Consider the following 21,690-nt stretch of genomic DNA (forward strand, 5'->3'; position numbering starts at 1 on the left):
GACACACCACGACGCGGGAGCCCAACGGATGAGCCTCGCCGCACTGCTCGTCCTCGCGGACGGCCGCTTCCCCGCCGGAGGGCACGCGCACTCCGGCGGGGCGGAGGCGGCCTGCAAGGCCGGGCGCATCCACGACGCCGCCACCCTGGCCGCGTTCTGCCGGGGCCGGCTGCACACCGCCGGTCTCACCTCGGCCGGCCTCGCCGCCGCAGCGGCCCTCGGCCTCGACGCCGCCGCACTCGACGAGGCCGCCGACGCGCGGACCCCCTCGCCCGCGCTGCGCACCGCCGCGCGGCGCCTGGGACGGCAACTGCTGCGGGCCGCCCGCGCCACCTGGCCGCACCCCGAACTGGAGGCGCTGGCCGCGGCCTTCCCGCGTGGGGCGCACCAGCCGGTGGTGCTGGGCGTCACCGCCCGGGCCGCCGGGCTCGGACCGCTGGAGGCCGCGCACGTGGCGGCGTACGAGAGCGTCAGCGGGCCCGCCACCGCCACGGTACGGCTGCTGGGCCTGGACCCCTTCGAGGCGAGCGGGGTGCTGGCCGGGCTGGCCGGCGAGCTGGACGACGTCGCCGCGCGGGCGGCCGAAGCCGCCCTGACGGCCCGCACCGGGGGAACGGGGGCACTGCCCGCGGCCTCCTCGGTCCTGCTGGACATCGCCGCCGAGGCCCATGCCGCTTGGCCCGTACGCCTCTTCGCTTCCTGACCACTTCGAAGGAGTCACCCCGTGCACCTCGACCACGAACTCACCCACAGCCACCGGCACACCCACAGCGCCGCCCCGGTGCGCGCCGACGGCAGCCGGCGGGCCCTGCGGATCGGCCTCGGCGGGCCCGTCGGCTCCGGGAAGACCGCGACCGTAGCCGCCCTCTGCCGCAGCCTGCGCACCGAACTGTCCATGGCCGTGGTCACCAACGACATCTACACGCGGGAGGACGCCGAGTTCCTGCTCCGCGAGGCCGTCCTGCCGCCCGAGCGGATCGCCGCCGTCGAGACCGGGGCCTGCCCGCACACCGCGATCCGCGACGACATCTCCGCCAACCTGGAGGCCGTCGAGGAACTGGAGGAGGCCTTCCTGCACAGCGGCCCCCTCGACCTGATCCTCGTCGAATCCGGTGGGGACAACCTCACCGCCACCTTCTCCCGGGGCCTGGTCGACGCCCAGATCTTCGTCATCGACGTGGCCGGCGGCGACGACATCCCCCGCAAGGGCGGCCCCGGCGTCACCACCGCCGATCTGCTGGTCGTCAACAAGACCGACCTCGCCCCGCACGTCGGCTCCGACCTCGGCCGGATGGCCCGCGACGCCGCCGAGCAGCGCGGCGACCTGCCCGTCACCTTCCAGTCCCTGCGCGGCCCGGAGGGCGTGGCCCCGGTGGCCGCCTGGGTCCGCGAGCGGATCGCCGCCTGGACCGTACGGTGACGCCCGCGGCCTCCGTCACCCTCGGCCCGGCGCCCCCCGCCGCCCCGCCCGCCACCGGTCTGTGGGCCACCGCCCGCATCGAGGCCGTCGCCGACGGACGCGGCGGCACCGCCCTGCCCCTGCTGGCCGGGGAGGGGCCGCTCGCCCTGCGCCGCGTCGGGGGCGGCGGCGGCGAAGCGGAGGTGATGCTGGTCGGCGCGATGAGCGCCCCCCTCGGCGGCGACCACCTCACGGTCGAGGCGGCGGCGGGACCCGGCGCGCGCCTCGCCCTGCGCTCGGCGGCGGCCACCCTGGCCCTGCCCGGCCGCGGCGGCGAACCCGCGCGGTACGACGTACGGCTGACCCTCGCCGGGGACGCGGCCGTGCGCTGGCTCCCGGAGCAGCTGGTCTCCGTGCGCGGCAGCGACCTGCGCGTGCGCACCCGGGTCGAACTGGCGCCGGCCGCCCGGCTGGTGCTGCGGGAGGAACAGGTACTGGGTCGCAGCGCCGAGGACCCCGGTCTGCTGCGCAGCCGGCTCACCGTCACCCGGGACGGCCGGCCCCTGCTCGACCAGGACACCACCTGCGGCCCCGGCGCCCCCGGCGGCTGGGACGGTCCGGCGGGACTCGCCGGACACCGCGCGCTCGGTCAGCTCCTCGTGGTGGACCCGGCGTTCGCCGCGGCGCCGCCGCCCGCCGCGGTCCTGGGGGAGTTCGCGGCGGCCACCCCGCTCGCCGGCCCGGCCGTACTGGTGACGGCCCTGGCCCCCGACGCGCTGCGACTGCGCGAACTCCTGGACGCCGCCCTGCGCTCGTACGGGTGGTGACGGAGCCTCGATTCGGCCCACGACGCTACCCGGCACCGGTCAGCGGTACTGCCCTCTCCGGTTATCGGGTTGGCAAAGAACCGGCCCGGGCACTGTCGCCGGGTACGCGGCAGGCAGCAGGATCCCCTTGCACCCCAAGATCGAGGCAGACCGACCCGCCGCCCACGGCGGCACCTACGCAAGGGGACCAACCACGTGATACGTACCGCGGCGCTGGGGAGCGCCGCCACACTCGTCACCGGCGCACTGGCCGCAGGCCTGTTGCTCGCGACGCCCGCCACGGCGGCTCCGGCCGGCCGTGACAACGGATCCGCCGAGGCGGTCGGGGTACGGATCGCCGCCGCGCGCGCCGCGCGGACCGGCATCGACTGGAAGGACTGTCCGGCCGACTGGGGCTTCGAGAAGCCGATCCAGTGCGGCTGGGTCAAGGTCCCGCTCGACTACACCAAGCCCTTCGGCAAGACCATCGACCTCGCGGTCGACCGCGCCGTCAGCACCGGGACCAAGGAGGAGCGCCAAGGCGCCCTCGTCTACAACCCGGGCGGCCCCGGCGGTTCCGGCATGCGCTTCCCGCGCCGGGTCACCACCAAGAGCCCGCTGTGGGTGAACACCTCGAAGGCCTACGACTTCGTCGGCTTCGACCCCCGCGGCGTGGGTCACTCCGCGCCGATCTCCTGCGTCGACCCGCAGGAGTTCGTCAAGGCCCCCAAGGCCGACCCGGTCCCGTCCAACGAGGCCGACAAGCGCGCCCAGCGCAAGCTCGCCGCCGAGTACGCGGACGGCTGCAAGGAGCGCAGCGGCGAGATGCTGCCGCACATGACCACCCCCAACACCGCGCGCGACCTGGACGTCATCCGGGCCGCCCTCGGTGAGCAGAAGCTGAACTTCCTCGGCGTCTCCTACGGCACCTACCTGGGCGGGGTCTACGCCACCCTGTTCCCGACCCACGTGCGCCGCATGATCGTCGACAGCGTGGTCGACCCCGACCAGGACAACATCTGGTACGAGGCCAACCTGGGCCAGGACGTCGCCTTCCAGATGCGCTGGAACGACTGGCAGGACTGGGTCGCCAAGAACGACAGCGTCTTCCACATCGGGGACACCCGCGCCAAGGTGGAGGCGAAGTACCAGGAGCTGCGCGCCACCGCCAAGGCCAACCCCATCGGCGGGGTCGTCGGCCCGGCCGAGCTGATCGGCTTCTTCCAGGGCGCCCCCTACTACGACTCCTCCTGGGTGCCCGTCGCCCAGACCTGGAGCGCGTACCTCGCGGGCGACACGCAGGCGCTGGTCGACGCGATCGCCCCGGACATGTCCGACACGGTGGGCAACGCGGCCTCGGAGAACGGCAACGCGGTCTACACCGCCGTCGAGTGCGCCGACGCCAAGTGGCCCACCAGCTGGGCCAAGTGGGACCGGGACAACACCAAGCTGCACCAGAAGTACCCGTTCCTGACCTGGTCCAACGCGTGGATGAACCTGCCCTGCGCGACCTGGAAGTCCAAGCAGAGCACCCCGATCGAGGTCGGTGTCGAGCGCGGTCTGCCGCCGGTGCTGATCGTCCAGTCCGAGCGCGACGCGGCCACCCCGTACAAGGGCGCGGTCTCGCTGCACAAGCGGCTGGCGGGCTCGCGCCTGATCACCGAGAAGAACGCCGGTTCGCACGGCGTCACCAGCCTGGTGAACCCCTGCGTCAACACGCGGGTCGACACCTACCTGCTGACCGGGAAGGTCGACGCCAAGGACGTGACGTGCGCCCCGCACGCCACCCCGGTGCCGCCCGCCCAGGCCACCGCGAAGTCGGCCGACCGGCCGGCCGGCTCGGACCTGCCGGCGCGCGAGGAGCTCCCGGCCGTCCGTTGAGACCCCGGAAGCACTGACGCGAGGTGAGGGAGAAGGCTCAGCGCCCCGGGCGCCGGGCCTTCTTCCGCTTCTCCTCCTCCTCGGCCTTCACCTCGCCCGCGTACCGGTCGACGTACTCCTGACCGGAGAGCCCGAGGATCGCGTACATGATCTCGTCGGTGACGGCGCGCAGCACCGCCCGCTCGCCCTCCATCCCGGCGTACCGGGAGAAGTCCAGCGGGGCGCCGAAGCGGATCGTGACGCGCCGGACCTTCGGGATCTTCTGGCCGGGAGGCTGGATCTCGAAGGTGCCCAGCATGGCGCAGGGCACCACCGGCACACCGGCTCCGAGCGCCATCGCCGCCACCCCGACCTTGCCCTTGTAGAGGCGTCCGTCGTGCGAGCGCGTGCCCTCGGGATAGATGCCGAGCAGCTCGTCCTTGGCCAGGACCCCCAGCCCCTCGCGCAGCGCCGCCTTGCCGGCGTCCTTGCCGGAGCGGTCCACCGGGATCTGCCCGGCACTGCGGAAGAAGGCGGCGGTCAGCCGGCCCTTGATCCCCGGCCCGGTGAAGTACTCGGCCTTCGCCAGGAAAGTGATCCTCCGCTTGAGGATCGCGGGCATGAGGAAATGGTCCGAGAAGGAGAGGTGGTTGCCCGCGATGATCGCGGCGCCCTCCGGGGGGATGTTCTCCAGTCCTTCGATCCGCGGCCGGAACAGCAGCCGCAGCAGCGGGCCGAGCAGGACGTGCTTGAGCAAGTGGTAGAACACCGGGCAGCTCCCGTCGATGCCTCAAGGTCACGTCCATCCTACGGACAGTCAGGCACGGAGCAGGAGGGGTGGGGGCAGCCCGCAGTACGGCGGGGCACGGACCCGCACCGGGCGGGCCCCGCCGGGCGGATCGGTCAGACGTGGCGCGAAGCGGCCAGTCCGAGGGTCAGGAGCCCCAGCACCACCCAGCCGAACCACAGCCAGCCGTTGCTGCCGAGGACCACGGAATAGGCGGAAACGGCCACCAGGGCGGCGAAGGTCGTGACGGCCATCGCCTTAACGGATCCTGTCATGCCCCATGGTGGCGCGGGAGGGCGCTCCCGCGCTACTGGCCGCGCCCTTGGAGCGAGGCGAGATACGAGTTGTACGCCGCGAGCTCCTGGTCGCCGTCGCGGTCCGCGGCCCGGTCGGAGCGCTTCGCGGCCCGCTGCTCCGAGTGGTACCACTGGTAGACCAGCGCGATCAGGACCAGTACGGAGGGGATCTCGCTGAAGGCCCAGGCGATGCCGCCGCCCCACTGCTGGTCGAGCAGGGGGTCGATGCCGAGGGAGGCCGGCGGGCTCGCGTACGTCTTGATCATGGGCTCACTGGCCATCATCAGGGCGATGCCGAAGAAGGCGTGGAAGGGCATGCCCGCGAACAGTTCCAGCATCCGCATCACGTAGCCGGGGCGGTGCGGGCCCGGGTCCACGCCCATGATCGGCCAGAAGAAGATCAGGCCGACCGCGAGGAAGTGGACCATCATCGCGATGTGTCCGGTACGGCTCTCCATCAGGAAGTCGAAGAGCGGGGTGAAGTACAGCCCGTAGAGGCTGGCGATGAACATCGGGATGGTGAACGCCGGGTGGGTGACGATCCGCATGTACCGGCTGTGCAGCAGCTTCAGGAGCAGCTCGCGCGGTCCCTTGCGACCGCGCCCGGCGGGCGGCAGCGCGCGCAGCGCCAGCGTGACCGGGGCGCCGAGCAGCAGCAGGATCGGCGTGATCATGCTGATCACCATGTGCTGGACCATGTGCACGCTGAACATGACCATGCCGTAGTCGTTCAGCTTGGTGCACATCATCAGGATCACGGTCAGTACACCGAGGGTGAAGGCGACCGTCCGACCGACCGGCCAGGCGTCGCCGCGCCGGCGCAGCCGCAGCACGCCCCACGCGTAGAGGGCGAGGCCGGCCAGGGAGGCGAACAGGAAGAAGGCGTCGAAGGAGAACTCCAACCCGCGCCCGAGAGTGAACGGCGGCAGGTCCATGTTCATGTCCGTGCCGTGCCCGCTGTGATCCATCTGTTCACTCCCTTGACCGTGGTGCTCCACCACAGTAATGGGGCCCCCGGAGGCGAACGCGTCCGGGGGCGCCCTCAGAAGGGGGGAAACATCACAGAACGGTCTGGGCCTCGTCGTACCGCTCGGCGGGCACCGTCTTGAGGGTCTCCACGGCCCCGGCGAGCGGAACCATCCGGATCTCGGTACCGCGCAGCGCGGTCATCATGCCGAACTCGCCGCGGTGCGCCGCCTCGACGGCGTGCCAGCCGAAACGGGTCGCGAGCACCCGGTCGTACGCCGTCGGCGTGCCGCCGCGCTGGACGTGACCCAGGATCACCGGACGGGCCTCCTTGCCGAGGCGCTCCTCCAGTTCGACGGCGAGCCGGTTGCCGATGCCGGCGAACCGCTCGTGACCGTAGATGTCCGTACCGCCCTGCTCCAGGGCCATCGAGCCCTCGGCCGGCTTGGCGCCCTCGGCGACGACGACGATCGCGAACCGCTTGCCCGCCTCGAACCGCTCGCCGACGATGGCCGTCAGCTCGTCGATGTCGAAGGGCCGCTCCGGCACCACGATGGCGTGCGCGCCGGCCGCCATGCCCGAGTGCAGCGCGATCCAGCCGGTGTGGCGCCCCATGACCTCGACGACCATCACGCGCTGGTGCGATTCGGCGGTGGTCTTCAGCCGGTCCAGGGCCTCGGTCGCGACGCCCACGGCCGTGTCGAAACCGAAGGTGACATCGGTCGAGGCGATGTCGTTGTCGATCGTCTTCGGCACGCCGACGATCGGCAGCCCGCCCTGCGACAGCAGGTGGGCGGCCTTCAGGGTGCCCTCGCCGCCGATCGGGATGATGGCGTCGAGGCCGAGGTCCTGGACGTGCCCGCGGGCCCGCTCCACACCGTCGCGCAGGTGCGCGGGCTGGACGCGGGAGGAGCCGAGGATGGTGCCGCCGCGGGCCAGGATGCCGCTGACGGCGTCCAGGTCGAGCTTGCTGTAGTCGCACTCCAGCAGGCCGCGCCAGCCGTCGTGGAAGCCGATCACCTCGTCGCCGTGGTCGACGACGGCGCGGTGCACGACGGAACGGATGACGGCATTGAGGCCGGGGCAGTCGCCTCCGGAAGTGAGCACACCAATGCGCATGGCAGGAGGAACCTTTGCAACGTGGGCCGACGACCGGACCACGTCGTCCGGTTGGAACTACCCGTCACCCTACAAGCGGATCCGCGCTGGACTGAACCATCCTCCACATGCTGGTCCGATCAATCGTACGAACGAACGCACGCCGGACCCGGGTCCCCGCGGGGGGATCCGGGCCCGGCGCGCGGTACGGCGCGGCCGCGCGTTACGCGGGCTGCGTGGCCGCCGCGATGCGCTCGGCGCGCAGCGCCTCGTACCAACGGTCGTCCATGGCCGGCAGCGCGTTCACGTCGAGGGCCAGCTTCAGCAGCAGGTCCGCGATGAGCGGGTTGCGGGCCAGCACGGGGCCGTGCATGTACGTACCGAAGACGGTGTCGTTGTACGCGCCCTCGGTGCCGTCGCCGGTGCCGTTGCCGCGGCCCATGCTCACCCGGGCGAACGGGCGGGCCGTCGGGCCGAGGTGGGTGACGCCCTGGTGGTTCTCGAAGCCCGTCAGCTGCGGCAGGCCCAGGCGCGGGTCGATGTCCCCGAGCACGTCACCGACGCACCGCTCGCCCTCGCCGCGCACGGTCACCACGTCCAGCAGGCCGAGGCCCTCCTGGCGCTGACCGACGTCGTTGACGAACTCCTGGCCGAGGATCTGGTACCCGGCGCACACCGAGAAGACGATCGCCCCGTTCGAGACGGCCCGCTCCAGGCCGCCGTCGCGCAGCAGGCGCTCCGCGGCCAGTCGCTGCGGCCGGTCCTCACCGCCGCCGATCAGGTAGATGTCGCCCGACGTGGGGATGGGCTGGTCGCTGCGCACGTCCACGCGCTGCACGTCCAGGCCGCGCTGGCGCGCCCGGCGCTCCACGACGAGGGCGTTGCCCTGGTCTCCGTACGTGCTGAGCAGGTCGGGGTAGACCCACACCAGACGCAGGCTGTTGTCGCTCATGCTCTTGTCCTCTGCGTTTCTGACGGGGGCTAGTTGCCGACGCGGCGGCGCACGTCCTGGAAGGCGGTGTAGTTCGCGATCAGCTCGATCTGTCCGGGCGGCGCCAGCTGCACGGCCTCGTCGAGGGTCTCGCACACCCGGAAGTCCAGGCCCGCGACTTCCAGGCGGACCGCCAGGTCCAGCTTGCGGTCGCCGATCACGAAGATCGGGTGACCGGCCAGGCGAGGGTAGTCGACGTCCCACAGCCAGGAGGTGTCGGTGCCGTCGGCGCCGCGCGCGTTCACCGACAGGATCACCGGGGTCGGCGGCGGGTCGATCAGCGAGAACGTCTCCAGCCAGCCCGCCGGGTTCTTCGCGAGCAGCAGCCGCAGCTCGCGCCCCATGAAGCTGACGACGTCGTAGCGGCCTGCCACCGCCTGCACCTGGTACATGCGCTCCAGCGCGACCTGCGGCGGCACGCCGAACACGGCGGCCACGGCGGCGGACTGGGCGGCGTTGGCCTTGTTGGCGCGGCCCGGCAGCTGGAGGTGGATGGGCCAGGCCGAACCGTGCGGGTCCAGCACGTGGTCGCCGGAGAGCACCCAGCTCGGGGTCGGCCGGCGGAAGCCGCACTCGGCGCAGAACCAGTCGTCGCCGGGACGCTGCATCACGCCGCCGCAGGAGGGGCACGACCAGGCGTCGTCCTTCCACTCCTGGCCCGCGGCGACCCACACCACGTTCTGCGAGGAGGAGGCCGACCACACGATCAGCGGGTCGTCGCAGTTCGCGACGATGACCGCCTTCGAGCCCTCCAGGCCCTCGCGCCACTTCTCGGCGAGCATGCGGGTCTCCGCCGCGCGGTCGAGCTGGTCGCGGGAGAGGTTGAGCAGGGCGATCACCTTGGGGGTGACGTCCCGGGCCACTCCGGCCAGGTACTTCTCGTCGACCTCGATGACGCCGTACTTGGCGTCCGAGCCGCCGGCCAGGGCCGAGGTGATGCCCGCCGGCATGTTGGCGCCCAGCGCGTTGGAGACGACCGGACCGGCGGCCCGCAGGGCCTCGGCGATCAGCCGGGTCGTCGTGGTCTTGCCGTTCGTCGCGGACACGAGGACGACGTCGAGGTGCTGCGCCAGCGCGCCGAGAAGATCGGGGTCCAGCCTGAGTGCGACCTTGCCACCGATTACCGATCCGCTTCCGCGTCCCGCGGCCCGCGACACCGCCGCCGCGGCCTTGCCCGCCGTCACGGCCAGCTTGGCCCGCGGCGAAAGCGGCTCCGTGTTGCCTGCCATCGTCCCTTGTCCTCCTAGCGTCGGTCGGCCCCAGCCTATCCAGTACCTGCCGCGGCCTTGACCGCGGCGCCCCCGGGCCGCCGCGGATCTCCTCATATATTCGCCCGTCGTACCCTTACCGCCATGCGACAGCGCCCCCTTCCAGGTACCACCGGACTCGTCCGCGCCATGAGCCTGCTGGGCGATCCGGTGCTCCATTCCGCTTGCGCGGAGGTCACCGACTTCGGCCCGGAACTCGACCGGCTCATCGAGGACATGTTCGCGACGATGTACGCGGCCCAAGGTGTCGGCCTGGCCGCGAACCAGGTCGGTGTCGGGCAGCGCGTCTTCGTCTACGACTGTCCGGACGACGAGGACGTCCGCCACGTCGGGCACGTCGTCAACCCGCGGTTGGTGGCCGCCGACGGGGACGAGTACCGCGGTCCCGAGGGCTGCCTGTCGCTGCCCGGGCTGGAGGCGGGAACCGTGCGCCACGACCGCGCGGTCGTCGAGGGCGTCACCTCCGACGGGTCGCCCGTGCGCATCGAGGGCACCGGGTTCTTCGCCCGCTGCCTCCAGCACGAGTGCGACCACCTCGACGGCACGGTCTACGCGGACCGGGTCACCGGGCTGCGGGCCAGGCGGCTGCGGCGGGCGATCCGCAAGACCCCGTGGGGCGCGCGGGCGGCGTACGGCGGGGCCGACTCCACGTCCTGACGGGTCTTCAGAACCCGGGGCCGTCCGCGCGGTTGCCCGCGGTGGCGAGGCGGCCCCACAGCAGGTCGGTGAGGCCCGTGACCAGTTCCGCCCGGTCGCAGGGGCGCTCGCCGAGCCACCAGTCCCCCGCCGCGTGCATCATGCCGACGATGCCGTGCCCCCAGATCCGGGCCAGGCGTTCGCCGCCCGGGCCGAGGTCGACCCGTTCGCCGACGACCTGGGCCAGTTCCTCGCCGAGTCGGCGCAGCAGCGGGGCCGAGTGCAGACCGACGTCGAAGCCGCGCTCGGGGCTCTGCGAGTCCTCGGCCGGGTGCATCAGGAAGCGGTAGACCTGGGGGCGGGCCTCGATGGCGGAGAGGTAGGTGTCGAGCGTGGCCTCGACCCGCCGGCGCCGTTCGGCGGGGGCGTCGAGCGCGGCCCGCAGCGACTCCAGCAGGGCGTCGGTGTGCCGGACGGCGAGGGCCTGGTAGAGGCCGGCCTTGTCGCCGAAGTGTCGGTAGAGGATCGGCTTCGTGATGCCGGCCTCGGCCGCGATGGCGTTCATGGACGCCTTGGGGCCGTCCCGGAGCACGACGCGGTCGGCCGCTTCCAGCAGCTCCCGCCGCCGGCGGTCCGCCGCTCCCGGTTCGCCGGCCTGCTGAGTGGTCTGCATGACGTGTTTCTCTCCCCGCCCTTGCGATGTGCGTGACGCCCACGCAACGTAACACCCCGCACACCGTCGCGATCGAATCGGCGGCGCTTGACAGTGCTTACCGGCCGGTAACAGACTGTGGTCATTGTTCTGGTTACCGGCAGTAACTTCGCTGGTGGCCACGTGAGACAGCTGGAGGGGACATGGCGGAGTTCACCATGGAGCTCAACGACGACCAGAAGCAGGTGCGCGATTGGATCCACGGCTTCGCCGCCGACGTGATCCGCCCCGCGGCCGCCGAATGGGACGAGCGCGAAGAGACTCCGTGGCCCGTCATCCAGGAGGCGGCCAAGGTCGGCATCTACTCCCTGGACTTCTACGCCCAACAGTTCTTCGACCCCACCGGCCTCGGCATCCCGATGGCGATGGAGGAGCTCTTCTGGGGTGACGCGGGCATCGCCCTGTCGATCGTCGGCACCGGCCTCGCGGCCATCGGCGTCGTCGCCAACGGCACCGAGGAGCAGATCGGCACCTGGATACCCCAGATGTACGGCACTCCCGACGACGTCAAGGTCGCCGCCTTCTGCTCCTCCGAGCCGGACGCCGGTTCCGACGTCGGCGCCATGCGCACCCGCGCCGTGTACGACCGGGCCACCGACGAATGGGTGCTGAACGGCACCAAGACCTGGGCGACCAACGGCGGCATCGCCAACGTGCACATCGTGGTGGCCGTCGTCGACCCCGCACTCGGCACCAAGGGACACGCCTCCTTCATCGTCCCGCCCGACACCCGGGGACTCTCGCAGGGGCAGAAGTTCAAGAAGCACGGCATCCGCGCCTCGCACACCGCGGAAGTGGTCCTGGAGGACTGCCGGATCCCGGGCTCCTGCCTGCTCGGCGGCAAGGACAAGCTGGACGAGCGGCTCGCGCGGGCCCGCGAGCGGGCGGCGGCGGGCGGCGAGAGGGTGAAGAACGCCGCGATGGCCACCTTCGAGGCCTCCCGGCCCGCGGTCGGCGCCATGGCCGTCGGCACGGCCCGCGCCGCGTACGAGGTGGCCCTCGACTACGCGAGGACCCGGACCCAGTTCGGCCGTCCGATCATCGACAACCAGGGCGTCGCCTTCCAGCTCGCCGACATGCGCACGCAGATCGACGCGGCCCGGCTGCTGGTGTGGCGGGCGTCCTGGATGGCGGTCGCGGGCAAGCCGTTCACCTCGGCGGAGGGCTCGATGTCCAAGCTGTTCGCGAGCGAGATGTGCAAGAAGGTCACCGCGCAGGCCGTCCAGATCCTCGGCGGCAACGGCTTCACCCGCGAGTACCCGGTGGAGCGGATGCACCGGGACAGCGCGATCTACACGATCTTCGAGGGCACCAGCGAGATCCAGCGGCTGGTGATCGCTCGGACGCTCTCCGGGATGCCGATCCGCTAGCGGCCTCAACGGCCGTCGGGGGACAGGAGACGGGTCAGCGCGCGGGTGAACAGCACGCGGCCCGCCGCGGCCGTCAGCGGGTCGAACAGGCGCGGCAGGCCCCGTACGCGCAGGTCCTCGCGCCAGTGCGCCTCCGTACCCCCCGAGGGGAGCGGGCGGACTTCGATCTCCGCCCAGCCGGTCACCGCCCGCCCGCGCTTCTCCAGCCGGACCAGTCCGGCGGCGGGCGGCGCGGGGGGCTGCCAGCGGACCACTTCCATCGGGTCGTCGAAGGTGATCCCGCCCACCCCCGTGCGCGCCGTGAACCGCGTTCCGACGTGCGTCGGAGGCGCCGTTTCGATGGTCGTCCGGGTGAGCGGAACCTGTGCGCCGTGCCGTTCCCAGTCCGTGAGCCGCCGCCAGGCCTCGGCCGGCGGGAGCGGTGTGCGGTGAATGATCCGGATAGCTGGCATGAGCGCATGGTAAGCGGGCATACACACCCTGAACTGGACCACGAATATGGGTTCCGTCCGGGGGTGGCGATCAGCAATACTCACCGCCACCGTGGATCGCGGATTCGACCGGGTGACCACCGGCCCTCCCGCCCCACTCTGCGAGGAGGTGCGCCAATGTGCTCCCACCAGCCACCCTGCCCGACCGCCGACAGCGCCGATCACGACGCTGCCCGTACCGTGGCCTCCCACCCCGAACAGGGCTGGAACCTGCTGTGCAACGGCGTGGTGCTTTTCGATGACACCGGTGAACTGCTCCCCGAAGGCCGGACGGTGGAACCCCGTCGACCGGCCCTGGTCTGAGCGAGGAGGCAGCATGCGCCAGCAGCTGATCCGCAAGCCCGTCCCCAAACCCGCCCCCCGAGACCTGGATCTGCGTACCCCGTCGGGCAGACCCCTCCCGTACTGACGGGAGCCCCCGATCCACGCCGCTCACCGGCTGCCGGTCAGCCGGTGGGCGCCGCCGTGCCGCCGAGGAACGCGCTCTCGTACGCCGCGTCCCCGATCGCCGCGCGGGCCTGCCGCTCGCCCCGGTCCCGCAGGGCCGTGAGCGAGGGCGACCCGCCCATCTGCGGCCTGCCCACCGTGCGCCACCAGGCGTGCCCGGTGCCGAGCAGCCGTGCGGCCAGTTCTCCGTCGCCCAGGGCCGCCACCGCCGCCGCGAGGACGTCCAGGCCCAGCGCGATGCCGAAGCGGTCGCCCAGCAGCCGCTTGCCCGACAGCATGGACCGTACCCAGCGGGCGGCCTCGCCGTGGTGGCCGAGTCCCAGCGCCGACACGGCCAGGATGTAATCCGCGTAGGCCCGGAGCCATCGTTCGCCGAGCTCCGCGCACGCCTCCCGCAGTTCGCGCGCCTCGTCGGCGGCCTCCTCGAAGCGCCCGAGGTCGCACAGGGCGTAGCCGGTGGCCAGCCGGCAGAGCAGCCAACCCGTCCCCCCGGCGCGTCCGCCGCGGCCCGCCCGCGCCCGGGGGCCGGCCAGGACGAGCGCCGCCTGCGGGTCGCCCGGCATCAGGACCGACACCGCCCGCAGGTAGGCGGCGCGCAGTTCCCGCTCCGGGTCGGCGAGCGCGTGCGCCTCCCGGGTGCAGCGCGCGCCGAGGTCCTGGGCGAGGGCCATGTCGCCCTGGAGCAGGGCCGTCAGCCCGAGCGCCCACAGGGCCTGGACGTGACCGGGACCGCCCGGCGGTCCGCCGTCCAGGGCGCGTTCCAGGAAGTCCCGGCCCTCGTGGACGTGTCCGCACGCGAACCAGAAGAACCACAGGGCCCCGGACATCTCCAGTGCGGCGCCGGGATCCGCGCCGAGCAGGTGGTCCAGGGCCGTGCGCAGTTGTGCGTGCTCGGCGGTCACCCTGCGGTACCAGTCCACCTGGCCGGGGCCCATCCAGCCCCGTTCGGCGGCCTGGGAGAGGGCCGCGTACCAGTGGGCGTGCCGGTCCGTGACGGTCCGTACCTCGCCCAGCTCGGCCAGCCAGTCGTGGCCGAACTCGCGGATGGTGTCCAGCATCCGGTAGCGGGCCCCCGCGCCGCGCTCGGGGGAGCGCCGTACGACGGACTTCGCGACCAGGCCGTCCAGGACGCGCTCCACCCGGGCCGCGGCCAACGGGCCGCCTGCGCACACGGCCCGGGCGGCCGCCACGTCGAAGTCCCCGGTGAACACCGACAGTCGGGCCCACAGCAGCCGTTCCACGGGCTCGCACAGCTCGTGGCTCCAGCCGATGGCGGTGCGCATGGTCCGGTGCCGGGGCAGCAGCGCGGCGCGGGTGTCGGTGAGCAGGTCGAAGCGCGCCCCCAACCGCTGCGCCACCTGTTCCAGCGACCACCGCCGCATCCGGGCCCCGGCGAGCTCCAGAGCGAGCGGGATCCCGTCCAGCCGGCGGCACACCTCGGTGGCGATCTCGGTCCGGTCGGGGTCCTCGAAGATCTCGGCGACTCGCGCGCCGGCGGCCGTGGCGCGGGCCCGGAAGAGGGCGAGGGCGTCGCTGTCGGGTCCCTCGCAGGACAGCGGTCGTACGTCGACGACGGTCTCGCCGGGGGAGTCCAGTCGCTCCCGTGAGGTGGTCAGGACCGTCAACCCGGGCGCCGATTGGAGGAGTTCGGCCACCAGGTGGCGGACGGCGGGAACCAGGTGTTCGCAGGTGTCGAGGACGAGCAGGAGTTCCTTGTCGGCCATCCACGCGCACAGTTCCTCGTCGAGGGAGTGGGCGCAGTGGTCGGCCAGGCCGACGGCGTGGGCGACGGTGGTGGTGAGCAGTTGCGGGTCGCGCAGGGGGGAGAGCTCCACCCACCAGACCCCGTCGGGGCGGGCCTGGCCCCGGTCGGCGGCGGCCCGCAGGGCGAGGCGGGACTTGCCGACGCCGCCCACCCCGGTCAGGGTGACCAGCCTGCGATCGCCGAGCAGTGCTCCGAGTGCGGCGAGTTCACCGTCCCGGCCGACGAAGCTCGCCGTTTCCGGCGGCAGATTTCCCGGCACGGCGCCAGAGTCCGGCGCAGGGCCCCCGCCTGCGGAGTCTGCCTGATTGTCGTTGACCGAGTACTCACCGAACACGGTTGTATTGTGCGCGATCTTCTTTCGTGGCAGTGCCGTTCGGTTCGTTCGGCCGGCCGGAACGACTCGCTCGCGTCAGCCCGCGAGGACGACGCGCCGCTCCGCGGAGAAGGCGCCCCAGTTGCCGTCGGGCAGTCGGGCCCGGAGTTTCAGGGTCCAGGCGGTACCGGGCGGCTCGGTGGCCGTGAGGCGGTGCGTGGCTGGGCCGCCGGGCTTCGCGCCCGCGCCGAACTGGATGACGGTGACGGGCTGTCCGTTGACGTAGAGCTGGTACTCGGTGGTCGCCCGCCCGGTGTCGGGGGCGGTCCAGGACAGGTCGACGGCGCCGGGCGAGGCCGTCGCGGTGAACGCGGCGGGGGCGGTGCCGGGGCCCTGGGCCGGGTCGGCGGGGGTGGTCACGGAGACGGGGGGTCCGTCGGGGGAGGAGTTGTCGGCGCCGTCCCGGGCGCGGACGGTGAAGGAGTAGGTGGTGCCGGGCTGGAGCCCTTCGAGGGTGGTGGAGGTCTCGCCGGGGCCGACCGTGTGGATCCGCACGCCGCCCTGGTGGATGTCGTAGGCGGTGACGCCGGTGTCGTCGGCGGCCGCCGCCCACGCGAGGCGGACCGTACGGGGGCCCAGGGCGCTGCCGGTGCCGGTGGGCGGGGCGGCGGGCGGTTGCCGGTCCTCGGCCCGGGCGGCCGGGGTGGTGGCGCGGGCGGGGGCGCTGAGGGGGGAGCGGTTGCCGGCGGCGTCGCGCGCCCGGACGGTGAAGTCGTAGGGCGTCCGCGGGGCGAGGTCGGTGATGTCGACCATGGTCTTCTCGGCGGGGAGGTCACGGACCAGCTGCCCGGCCTGGAACACCTGGTACCCGGTCACGCCGTCGGCGGGCGCCGCCGCCGCCCACATCACGTGCACGGAGGTGGCGCTGCCGGCCTGGGCGGTGAGCCCGGCGGGCGCGCGCGGGGGCTCGGTGTCGCCGTTCGCGCAGGCCGTCAACGCCGTCAGCGCCGCGAGGGCCAGACAGCGGGCGAGCGCCGCCGGACGGGGGCGCGAAGGAGCGGTGCGTCGCAAGGCCGGCCTCCGCGGTCGGGCGTCCTCGTGGTCGCCGTAAAGGTCTAGACATATATGGCACGCGGGGCGGGTTCCGGGCAACCCCCGGGTGGCCGGAATCCGCTTGTGGGGCACGGGATTTGCCCGGAACGAGCGGATCGGGGCCGTGTGGCGTGCGCCGGTCGATTCGGTCCCCCCGGCCCTCATCTGGCACTATTGCCATTTCTTTGCAATAACGGATAATCGCGAACAAGGATGTGCGCATGACGGCCCGGACAGCACGGGGAGCGGCCGCGGTGACGCTGACCGCCGTACTCATCACGGGCGTGGCGGCCTGTTCGAACCCGACGGGTGGCGCGGCGTCCGCCTCGGCGGCCGACTCCGCGGTGGTCGGCATCGCGACCGAACCGGACACCCTCAGCCCGCTCCTGGGCTACGGCAAGGACGGCAACTCCAAGGTCTTCGACGGGCTGCTCGCCCACGACGTCGACATGAAGCTGACGCCCGCGCTGGCCGAGGCGCTGCCCGAGGTCTCCGCCGACGGCCGCACGTACACGTACAAGCTGCGCCAGGGCGTGAAGTTCAGCGACGGGGCGCCCTTCGGCGCCAAGGACGTGGTCTTCACCTACCGGACCATCCTCGACCCGGCCACGAACAACCCGTCGAGGACCGAGCTGGACGCCGTCGAGAGCGTCACCGCGCAGGGCGAGGACCGGGTCGTCTTCACCCTGAAGTACCCCTACGCGGCGTTCGCCGAGCGGACCGTCCTGCCCGTCGTCCCCGAGCACGTCGCGGGCAAGCAGGACGTCAACAGCGGCGACTTCGGCACCAAGCCCGTCGGCACCGGCCCGTACCTGCTCGCCGGCTGGTCCAGGGGCGAGAAGATCACCTTCAAGGCCAACCCCTCCTACTGGGGCGGCGAGCCCGCGGTGAAGAAGTTCACCATGGCCGTCATCAAGGACGACGACGTCCGCGCCACCCGGCTGCGCTCCGGCGAGCTCGACGCGGCCGTGCTGCCCCCCAACCTCGCCCGCGGCTTCGAGAAGGACCCGGCACGCACCACGTACGCGGCCAAGTCCTTCGACTACCGCAACGTGACCCTCCCGACGCACCACAAGGTCACCGGTGACGTGGCGGTCCGGCAGGCGCTGGACATCGCCGTCGACCGGAAGACCATGGTCGACAAGCTCCTGGAGGGCGCCGGCAAGGCCGCCTACGGGCCGGTCCCGGTCGGCAGCCCCTGGTTCACCGCCGGCACCGAGCGCCCGTACGACCCGGACAGGGCGAAGAAGATCCTCGACGACGCCGGCTGGAAGGCGGGCGAGGACGGCATCCGCGTCAAGGACGGCGTCCGCGCCGCCTTCCCGCTCTGGTACCCCTCCGGCGACAAGCTCCGCCAGGACCACGCCCTCGCCTTCGCCTCCGACGCCAAGAAGGCCGGCATCGAGGTCAGGACCGAGGCCGGGACCTGGGAGGTCATCGAGCCCCGCATGAAGACCGACGCCGTCCTCGCCGGCGGCGGCTCCCCGGCCGACCCGGACTTCGACCAGTACCTGCTGCTGACCTCCTCCCTCGGCGGCGACGGCTTCAACAACATGGCCCGGTACGAGAACCCGACCGTCGACCAGGCGCTCGTCGACGGTCGCCGCAGCGGCGAACCGGCCGTCCGCAAGAACGCCTACGACACCGTGCAGCGCGAACTCGTGAAGAACCCGGGCTACGTGTTCCTCACCCACATCGACCACCTGTACGTGATGAACGACAAGTGGGACGGACCCACCACCCAGGTCGAGCCGCACGACCACGGTCTCGGCACCGGCCCCTGGTGGAACGTGGAGACCTGGAAGCCGAAGCAGAAGTGAGCCGACCCACGTGACCAGCCGCTCCCACCGCCTCCCCTGGGGGCCGATGGCGCGCATGACCGGGCGGCGGCTGCTGTTCGCCGGCCCGGTCCTGCTCGTCGTCACCTTCGGGGTCTTCGCCGTCGCCGCGATGTCCCCCTTCGACCCGGTCAAGGCGTACGCCGGCACCGCCGGCCTCACCGCCTCGCAGGCCGAACTCGACCAACTGCGGATCAACCTCGGCGTCGACCGGCCGATGCCGGTCCGCTGGTGGGAGTGGCTCACCTCCGCCCTCACCGGGGACCTCGGCACCTCCTCCGTCATGCGTCGCCCCGTCATGGACGTGATCGTCGAGCGGGTGGGCTGGTCCGCGCTGCTCGCCGGCTGCGCCTTCGCCGTGGCCGTGCTGCTCGGCACCGGGCTCGGCGTGCTCGCCGCACGCCGCCAAGGGAGCCTCCTCGACCGCGCCGTGTCCGCCCTCGCGTACACGCTGGAGGCGGCCCCCGCGTTCTGGCTGGGGCTGCTGGCCATCTGGTTCTTCGCCGTACGCCTGGGCGTCCTGCCCTCCGGGGGCCTCACGGACGCGGCCGACGACACGATCACCTTCGGGCAGGTCGCCTCCCACCTGGTGCTGCCCGCGCTGGTGCTCGGCATCTCCCAGCTGCCCTGGTTCTTCCTCTACGTCCGCCAGGGCGTGGCCGACGCGCTGGAGGAGGACCCCGTCCGCGGCGCCCGGGCCCGGGGCATCGCCGAACGCCGGATCCTGCTGGGCCACGGGCTGCGCTCCGGCATGCTCCCGATGCTCACCCTGATCGGCTCGCGCGTCCCCGAACTGATCACCGGAGCCCTCCTGGTGGAGACCGTGTTCAGCTGGCCCGGCATCGCCGCCGCCACCGTCCAGGCCGCCACGTCCGTCGACTTTCCGCTGCTGGCAGCGCTGACCGTGCTGGCCACGGCCGCCGTCCTCGTCGGGAACCTGCTGTCCGACCTGCTCTACGGACTGGCCGACCCGAGAGTGGGCTTCGATGGCTGACCCGGCGATCACCTGGACGTCCCGCGGCGCGGCCCGTCGCTCCACCCGGACGCTGCGCGTGCGCGTCTGCGCCGCCGTCGTCGCCGTCATCGTCCTCGCCGTCCTGCTCGTGCCCCCGCTGGCGCAGTTGGACCAGCAGGCCGTCGACCTCACGGCGAAGCTGCTGCCGCCGTCCTGGGAACACCCCTTCGGCACCGACGACGTCGGCCGGGACCTGCTCCTGCGCTGCGTCTACGGACTGCGGGTCTCCCTGTTCGTCGGCCTGGTGGCGGCCCTGGTCGCCACCGTCATCGGCACCGCCGTCGGAGCGGCGGCCGGGGCGCTGGGCGGCTGGACCGACCGCCTCGTCATGCGGGCCGTGGACACCCTCTCGTCCATCCCGCACCTGCTGCTCGGCATCTTCATCGTGGCCATGTTCCGGCCCGGGGTGTGGCCCGTCGTGGTCTCGGTGGCCCTGACCCACTGGCTGTCCACCGCCCGGATCGTGCGCGCCGAGGTCCTCTCGCTGCGCGGCCGTCCCTACGTGGACGCCGCCGTCTCCGGCGGGGCCTCGCGCCTGCGGGTCGCCGTACGGCACCTGGTGCCCGGCGTGCTCCCGCAGGCCGGGCTCGCCGCGGTCCTGATGGTCCCGCACGCCATGTGGCACGAGTCCGCCCTCTCCTTCCTCGGCCTCGGCCTGCCGTCCCACCAGGCCAGCCTCGGCAACCTGGTCCAGACGGCGCGCGGCTCGCTGCTCGCCGGGGACTGGTGGCCCACGCTCTTCCCCGGCCTGCTGCTGATCGTCCCGACGCTCGCCATCGCGGGCCTCGCGGGCGCCTGGCGCGACCGGCTGAACCCCCGACGCCGCTCGGAGCTGACCCTGTGACCACGCCCGTGCCCGCCGCGGCCGTCCCCGTCGAAGGACCCCCCGCCGGAACCGTCCTCGACGTGGACCGGCTCTCGGTCCGCTTCCGGATGCGCGGCGACCGATACGTCGAGGCCGTCACCGGCGCCACCTTCCGGCTCGGCCCCGGCGAATGCCTCGCCCTCGTCGGCGAGAGCGGCTGCGGCAAGTCCGTCCTCGCCTCCGCGCTCCTCGGCCTGCTCCCCGGCAACGCCGAGACCGCCGGCTCCGCCCGGCTCGCCGACGGCCTCGACCTGCTCGCCGCCGACGAGGCGACCCTCGCCCGCACCGTACGGGGCCGCCGGATCGGGCTGGTCCCGCAGAGCCCGGCCGCCCACCTCACCCCCGTCCGCACCATCCGGTCCCACCTGGAGGAGACCGTCCGGGAACTCACCGGCGAGGGAGCGCGCGACCGGCGCGCGAAGGGCCCGCGCGGGGCCCGACTGCGCGCCGCGGCCGAGGAGGCCGCCGCGCGCGCCCAGTTCCCCGCGAGCCACCTCGACCGCCACCCGCACGAACTCTCCGGCGGCCTCGCCCAGCGCGCCGCCACCGCCCTCGCCCTCGTCGGCGACGCCCCCCTGCTCCTCGCCGACGAGCCGACCACCGGCCTCGACCGGGACCTCGTCCACCGCACCGTCGACGAACTGCGGGCCCACACCCGGGACGCCGACCGCGCGCTGCTGATGATCACCCACGACCTCGCCGCCGCCCAGCGGATCGCCGACACCGTCGCCGTCATGTACGCGGGACGGATCGTGGAGACGGCCCCCGCCGAAGCCTTCTTCGGAGCGCCCGGGCCCCGCCACCCCTACGCCCGCGGACTGCTCGACGCCCTGCCCGAGCGGGCCTTCACCCCCATCCCCGGCGCCCCGCCCGAACTCGGTGACCTGCCGCCCGGCTGCGCCTTCGCCGCCCGCTGCGCCCTGGCCGACGCCCGCTGCCGCACCGACCGACCCCCGCTAACCGAAGGGGTGGCCTGCCACCATGCTTGAGCTCACCGGGATCACCGCCGGATACGACCGGCGCAGCCCCGTCGTGCGGGACGCGAACCTGACCCTGCGCCCCGGGGAGGCCCTCGGCCTGCTGGGGCCGAGCGGCTGCGGCAAGTCCACCCTGGCCCGGGTCGCCGCCCTGCTGCACCGGCCCGACCGCGGGAGCGTCGCCCTCGACGGCCGCACCGTGACGGGCTTCCGTCACCGGGCCCCGCGCTCCCTGCGCACCGAGGTCGGCGTCGTCTTCCAGCAGCCCAGGCTGTCCGCCGATCCCCGGCTTCGGCTGCGCGACCTCGTCGCCGAACCGCTGCGCGCCACGGGTCGGCGCGAGGAGGCGGGGGACCGGGTCGCCGAACTCGCCGACCGGGTCGCCCTAGGTGCCGACCTGCTCGACCGGCGCCCCCACGAGGTCAGTGACGGTCAGTTGCAACGCGCCTGCGTGGCCAGGGCGTTGATCCTGCGACCGCGCTGGTTGGTGTGCGACGAGATGACCGCGATGCTGGACGCCTCCACCACCGCCGCGCTGGTCGCGGTCGTCGAGGAGTACCGCGCCGAAACGGGCGCCGGACTCCTCGCGGTGGGCCACGATCCGGTCCTCCTCGGCCGCTGGTGCGACCGTACGACGCACTGGAGCGACGTCACGGCTCCTTGATCGACTGTTGCGCCTTCGTGAATCATCCGGCTCT

The 21,690-nt window shown here is 73.0% G+C and carries 22 protein-coding genes; 12 read left to right on the plus strand and 10 right to left on the minus strand.

All coding sequences use genetic code 11. The features are described 5' to 3' along the window. The first annotated feature begins 28 nt into the window (after window positions 1–28). From ACZ4XJ_RS11570 to ACZ4XJ_RS11585, 4 genes are all read left to right on the plus strand, one after another. On the plus strand, window positions 29–703 hold the full coding sequence (locus ACZ4XJ_RS11570) for an urease accessory protein UreF (RefSeq protein WP_362876453.1): 675 nt from the start codon (window positions 29–31) through the stop codon (window positions 701–703). A 21-nt stretch (window positions 704–724) separates the two neighbouring features. After that, window positions 725–1,420: an urease accessory protein UreG gene (gene ureG, locus ACZ4XJ_RS11575; protein ID WP_362876454.1), complete on the plus strand. Its 696-nt coding sequence runs from the start codon at window positions 725–727 to the stop codon at window positions 1,418–1,420. Then, window positions 1,417–2,226, plus strand: a complete 810-nt coding sequence (locus ACZ4XJ_RS11580) for an urease accessory protein UreD (RefSeq protein WP_468496028.1) — start codon at window positions 1,417–1,419, stop codon at window positions 2,224–2,226. The genes ureG and ACZ4XJ_RS11580 overlap by 4 nt, the downstream gene beginning before the upstream one ends. Before the next feature lie 195 nt (window positions 2,227–2,421). Continuing rightward, window positions 2,422–4,086: an alpha/beta hydrolase gene (locus ACZ4XJ_RS11585; RefSeq protein ID WP_468496029.1), complete on the plus strand. Its 1,665-nt coding sequence runs from the start codon at window positions 2,422–2,424 to the stop codon at window positions 4,084–4,086. 37 nt (window positions 4,087–4,123) lie between these two features. Here the strand turns inward: ACZ4XJ_RS11585 and ACZ4XJ_RS11590 are convergent, their stop codons facing one another. The 6 genes from ACZ4XJ_RS11590 to ACZ4XJ_RS11615 form a co-directional block, all read right to left on the minus strand. Further along, window positions 4,124–4,834 carry a lysophospholipid acyltransferase family protein gene (locus tag ACZ4XJ_RS11590; RefSeq protein ID WP_468496030.1) on the minus strand — a complete coding sequence of 237 codons (711 nt, stop codon included), beginning with the start codon at window positions 4,832–4,834 and terminating at the stop codon, window positions 4,124–4,126. 134 nt (window positions 4,835–4,968) lie between these two features. Beyond that, entirely contained in the window at window positions 4,969–5,127 is a 159-nt protein-coding gene (locus ACZ4XJ_RS11595; RefSeq protein WP_362876458.1) for a hypothetical protein, read from the minus strand. 32 nt (window positions 5,128–5,159) lie between these two features. Then, the gene (locus ACZ4XJ_RS11600; RefSeq protein ID WP_362876459.1) at window positions 5,160–6,116 is read right to left on the minus strand and encodes a cytochrome c oxidase assembly protein; all 957 of its coding nucleotides are present in this window, start codon (window positions 6,114–6,116) and stop codon (window positions 5,160–5,162) included. A 91-nt stretch (window positions 6,117–6,207) separates the two neighbouring features. After that, the gene (locus ACZ4XJ_RS11605) at window positions 6,208–7,233 is read right to left on the minus strand and encodes a 6-phosphofructokinase (protein ID WP_362876460.1); all 1,026 of its coding nucleotides are present in this window, start codon (window positions 7,231–7,233) and stop codon (window positions 6,208–6,210) included. A 202-nt stretch (window positions 7,234–7,435) separates the two neighbouring features. Further along, a complete protein-coding gene (locus tag ACZ4XJ_RS11610; protein ID WP_362876461.1) occupies window positions 7,436–8,164 on the minus strand; it encodes a type 1 glutamine amidotransferase in 729 nt (242 codons plus the stop codon). Between the two features lie 29 nt (window positions 8,165–8,193). After that, complete coding sequence (locus ACZ4XJ_RS11615) at window positions 8,194–9,432, minus strand: Mur ligase family protein (protein ID WP_362876462.1); 1,239 nt, start codon at window positions 9,430–9,432, stop codon at window positions 8,194–8,196. Between the two features lie 123 nt (window positions 9,433–9,555). Between ACZ4XJ_RS11615 and def the strand changes: the two genes are divergently transcribed. Beyond that, window positions 9,556–10,128: a peptide deformylase gene (gene def, locus ACZ4XJ_RS11620; protein ID WP_362876463.1), complete on the plus strand. Its 573-nt coding sequence runs from the start codon at window positions 9,556–9,558 to the stop codon at window positions 10,126–10,128. Window positions 10,129–10,135: 7 nt separating this feature from the next. Here the strand turns inward: def and ACZ4XJ_RS11625 are convergent, their stop codons facing one another. After that, on the minus strand, window positions 10,136–10,780 hold the full coding sequence (locus ACZ4XJ_RS11625; protein WP_362876464.1) for a TetR/AcrR family transcriptional regulator: 645 nt from the start codon (window positions 10,778–10,780) through the stop codon (window positions 10,136–10,138). Window positions 10,781–10,962: 182 nt separating this feature from the next. On the opposite strand from ACZ4XJ_RS11625, the gene ACZ4XJ_RS11630 reads away from it, so the two are divergent. Continuing rightward, entirely contained in the window at window positions 10,963–12,189 is a 1,227-nt protein-coding gene (locus tag ACZ4XJ_RS11630) for an acyl-CoA dehydrogenase family protein (RefSeq protein WP_468496031.1), read from the plus strand. 5 nt (window positions 12,190–12,194) lie between these two features. Here ACZ4XJ_RS11630 and ACZ4XJ_RS11635 read toward each other — a convergent pair whose 3' ends face one another. Continuing rightward, window positions 12,195–12,641 (minus strand): SRPBCC family protein, encoded by a 447-nt coding sequence (locus ACZ4XJ_RS11635; RefSeq protein ID WP_468496032.1) that lies wholly within the window; start codon window positions 12,639–12,641, stop codon window positions 12,195–12,197. Between the two features lie 156 nt (window positions 12,642–12,797). Between ACZ4XJ_RS11635 and ACZ4XJ_RS11640 the strand changes: the two genes are divergently transcribed. Next, complete coding sequence (locus ACZ4XJ_RS11640; RefSeq protein ID WP_362876467.1) at window positions 12,798–12,983, plus strand: DUF5999 family protein; 186 nt, start codon at window positions 12,798–12,800, stop codon at window positions 12,981–12,983. Window positions 12,984–13,126: 143 nt separating this feature from the next. Here ACZ4XJ_RS11640 and ACZ4XJ_RS11645 read toward each other — a convergent pair whose 3' ends face one another. After that, the gene (locus ACZ4XJ_RS11645; RefSeq protein ID WP_468496033.1) at window positions 13,127–15,151 is read right to left on the minus strand and encodes an ATP-binding protein; all 2,025 of its coding nucleotides are present in this window, start codon (window positions 15,149–15,151) and stop codon (window positions 13,127–13,129) included. A gap of 150 nt (window positions 15,152–15,301) precedes the next feature. Continuing rightward, window positions 15,302–16,276, minus strand: a complete 975-nt coding sequence (locus ACZ4XJ_RS11650; protein WP_468496034.1) for a fibronectin type III domain-containing protein — start codon at window positions 16,274–16,276, stop codon at window positions 15,302–15,304. Between the two features lie 242 nt (window positions 16,277–16,518). Here ACZ4XJ_RS11650 and ACZ4XJ_RS11655 point away from each other — a divergent pair, with 242 nt between their 5' ends. From ACZ4XJ_RS11655 to ACZ4XJ_RS11675, 5 genes are all read left to right on the plus strand, one after another. Beyond that, a complete protein-coding gene (locus ACZ4XJ_RS11655) occupies window positions 16,519–18,117 on the plus strand; it encodes an ABC transporter substrate-binding protein (RefSeq protein ID WP_468496035.1) in 1,599 nt (532 codons plus the stop codon). A 46-nt stretch (window positions 18,118–18,163) separates the two neighbouring features. Continuing rightward, window positions 18,164–19,129, plus strand: coding sequence for an ABC transporter permease (locus tag ACZ4XJ_RS11660; protein WP_362876471.1), 966 nt, complete (start codon window positions 18,164–18,166; stop codon window positions 19,127–19,129). Further along, on the plus strand, window positions 19,122–19,994 hold the full coding sequence (locus ACZ4XJ_RS11665) for an ABC transporter permease (RefSeq protein ID WP_468496036.1): 873 nt from the start codon (window positions 19,122–19,124) through the stop codon (window positions 19,992–19,994). The genes ACZ4XJ_RS11660 and ACZ4XJ_RS11665 overlap by 8 nt, the downstream gene beginning before the upstream one ends. Window positions 19,995–20,083: 89 nt before the next feature. Then, window positions 20,084–21,004 carry an ABC transporter ATP-binding protein gene (locus ACZ4XJ_RS11670; RefSeq protein WP_362876598.1) on the plus strand — a complete coding sequence of 307 codons (921 nt, stop codon included), beginning with the start codon at window positions 20,084–20,086 and terminating at the stop codon, window positions 21,002–21,004. Further along, window positions 20,997–21,656, plus strand: a complete 660-nt coding sequence (locus tag ACZ4XJ_RS11675) for an ABC transporter ATP-binding protein (RefSeq protein WP_468496037.1) — start codon at window positions 20,997–20,999, stop codon at window positions 21,654–21,656. The genes ACZ4XJ_RS11670 and ACZ4XJ_RS11675 overlap by 8 nt, the downstream gene beginning before the upstream one ends. Window positions 21,657–21,690 lie beyond the last annotated feature (34 nt).

It is taken from the genome of Streptomyces sp. NPDC029836 (assembly GCF_055574495.1).